Genomic DNA, 2,462 nt, shown 5'->3' with positions numbered 1-2,462 from the left:
CCGCCTTGGCGCCGGGGGCGTCGAGGGGGCCGTCGACCAGTCCGGCGAAGCCGATCGCGATCCGCGCGCCGCCGATCGGGACCAGGCCGACCTCGCCCTCGCCGTGCGGGTCGAAGCGCACGGAGGAGCCGGCGGGGACGCACAGCCGCATGCCGTAGGCCGCGGCCCGGTCGAAGTCGAGGCGGGGGTTGGCCTCGAAGAAGTGGAAGTGGGAGGTCACGCTCACCGGCACGGAGGCGGTGTTGCGCACCCGCAGGTGGACGACCGGCTCCGGCTGGGGGGCGCCGGGGCCCGGTACGACCGCGCCCGGGGCGTCGTCCCCGAGCGAGGCCGCGCCCTGGATCGGGGACGAGACCACCGCGAGGCGGGACCCGTCGTCGAAGACGGCCTCCACGTGCACCTCGGTGACCACGTCGGCCACGCCGGGCAGCACGTCGCCGGGGCCGAGGACGCCGCGGGCCTCCTCGATGGCCTCGGCCAGGCGCTTGCCGTCACGCGCCGCCTCGCAGACCGTGTCGGCGATCAGCGCCGTGGCCTCCGGGACGTTGAGCCGCAGGCCCCGGGCCCGCCGGGCCCTGGCCAGTTCCGCAGCGCTGCGCAGCAGCAGCCGGTCGCGCTCCGTAGGGGTCAGCCGCACGCCGATCCACCACCTTTTGAGTCGATGGGTTAGAGCATCACTCTAACTCTTCATTTCTTCGCCGGGAAGCATTGACCTGGGAGCAGGGCTTGAGTCACATTGAGTGTCGCTCAAACGAATAGGCCCCCCACCCCCGCCGTGCCAAGGGAGTCCCCCCATGCCCATCGAACAGCGCGGAGTCGACACCATCCCGGAGGAGGAGCGGACGAGCGGTCCCCGTGACCTGATGTCGATCCTGCTCGGCTCCAACCTCTGCCTCGGTGTGATCGTCTTCGGCTGGCTGCCCCCGTCCTTCGGACTGGGTCTGGTCCCCTCGGTCACCGCCATCGTGACCGGCACCGTGGTCGGCATCGTCTTCACCGCGCCGCTCGCGCTGGTCTCCCTGCGCACCGCGACGAACCTGTCCACCTCCAGCGGAGCGCAGTTCGGCGTACGGGGGCGGCTCGTAGGCTCGATCGTGGGTCTGCTGCTCGCACTCGGGTACACCGCGCTGACCCTGTGGATCGGCGGTGACGTGATGGTGGGCACCCTGACCCGCCTCGTCGGCCTGCCGGACAACGGCCTCACGCACTCCCTGATGTACGGGGTGCTGGCCGCGTTCACCGTGGTCGGGGCCGTCTTCGGCTACCGGCTGCTGCTGCGCATGAGCAAGGCGCTCTCGATCGTCATGGTGCTCCTGCTGGCCGTCGGCATATACGCCTACGCCCCCGGCTTCACCACCGCCGCCCCGCCGGACACCTCCTACCTGCTGGGTTCCTTCTGGCCCACCTGGATCCTCGCCGTCGTCGCCGCCGGGCTCAGCGGCCCGGTCGCCTTCATCACCCTGCTCGGCGACTACACGCGCTACGTCTCCCCCCGCCGGTACAGCTCCCGCAAGGTCTACTGGGCCACCTGCGCCGGCCTCCTCTTCGGCCTGCTGGTCCCGCAGCTGTTCGGCACCTACACCGCGCTGGCCGCCCGGGCCGGGGCCGACTACGCCGGGCCGCTCGTGGCCGCCGCGCCCTTCTGGTACCTGGTGCCGCTGCTGTTCGCCGCCGCGGCCGGCTCGGTGGGCAACGCCGGGCTGATGCTGTACTCCATGGGCCTCGACCTGGACGCCATCGTGCCCAAGGCCACCCGTACCAAGGCCACCGTGATCGCCGCGGCCGTCGCCACCGCCTTCGTCTTCTTCGGCTCCTTCGAGTGGAACGTCCAGTCGGCGATGACCTCGTTCGTCCTGCTGCTGACCGCGATCGGCACCCCGTGGGCCGTGATCACCCTGATCGGCTACGTGCGCTGTCGCGGGGAGTACGACGCCGACGCGCTCCAGGTGTTCAACCGGCGGGCCCGCGGCGGCGTCTACTGGTACAGCGGGGGCTGGAACCTCCGCGCCACCGCCTCCTGGGCGGCCGGCGCGGTCGTGGGTCTGGCCGCCGTGTCCACCCCGGTGTACGAGGGCCCGCTGCTGGCCCTCACCGGCGGGGTGGACTGCAGTTTCATCCTGTCGGGGCTGGTCGGCGGCGCGGTCTACACCGCGCTGACCCTCCGGCCGCAGGCGGCCCCGGCCGCCGAGCCGGCGGAGCAGGAAGCGGTGGCGGTCGAAGCGTAGAAGGGCCGCCACGACGAACGACACGGGGAGGCGTCGTGGAAGAGATCGCATGCGTGGCGGCGAAGATCGCCAAGGGGCTCGCAGGCCTGGCCTACATGGTCGGCGACGGCCTGCTGGCCATGGGCGGAGCGGACGGACCCGTCCAGGGCCGCACGAAGAAGGGCGGGGAGAAGGACGAGGAGCGCTGACCACGCCCCTCCCCCACCCGGCCCGGAACGCCCGAAGGCCCCCGCGCTC

Annotated in this window: 3 protein-coding genes; 2 read left to right on the top strand and 1 reads right to left on the bottom strand. The window is 72.3% G+C overall.

What is annotated here, in order from left to right; all coding sequences use genetic code 11:
• Window positions 1–637 (bottom strand): urease subunit gamma (gene ureA, locus ACFVXK_RS38175; protein WP_389621863.1); only part of this gene is annotated, 637 nt, incomplete at its 3' end.
• A gap of 157 nt (window positions 638–794) precedes the next feature.
• On the opposite strand from ureA, the gene ACFVXK_RS38170 reads away from it, so the two are divergent.
• Together ACFVXK_RS38170 and ACFVXK_RS38165 are read left to right on the top strand one after the other, a co-directional pair.
• Window positions 795–2,225: a cytosine permease gene (locus ACFVXK_RS38170; protein ID WP_389621860.1), complete on the top strand. Its 1,431-nt coding sequence runs from the start codon at window positions 795–797 to the stop codon at window positions 2,223–2,225.
• A gap of 35 nt (window positions 2,226–2,260) precedes the next feature.
• The gene (locus ACFVXK_RS38165) at window positions 2,261–2,413 is read left to right on the top strand and encodes a hypothetical protein (protein WP_389621857.1); all 153 of its coding nucleotides are present in this window, start codon (window positions 2,261–2,263) and stop codon (window positions 2,411–2,413) included.
• Window positions 2,414–2,462 lie beyond the last annotated feature (49 nt).

Source organism: Streptomyces sp. NPDC058157 (genome assembly GCF_042884105.1).
Lineage (GTDB): Bacteria > Actinomycetota > Actinomycetes > Streptomycetales > Streptomycetaceae > Streptomyces.
Note: the sequence above shows the minus strand (reverse complement) of the source record. Positions and strands in the feature narration are given on the sequence as shown.

What these genes read in the sequence shown, in the direction of transcription:
- ACFVXK_RS38170 (WP_389621860.1), top strand. Translation starts at nt 795, where the DNA reads ATGCCCATCGAACAGCGCGGAGTCGACACCATCCCGGAGGAGGAGCGG.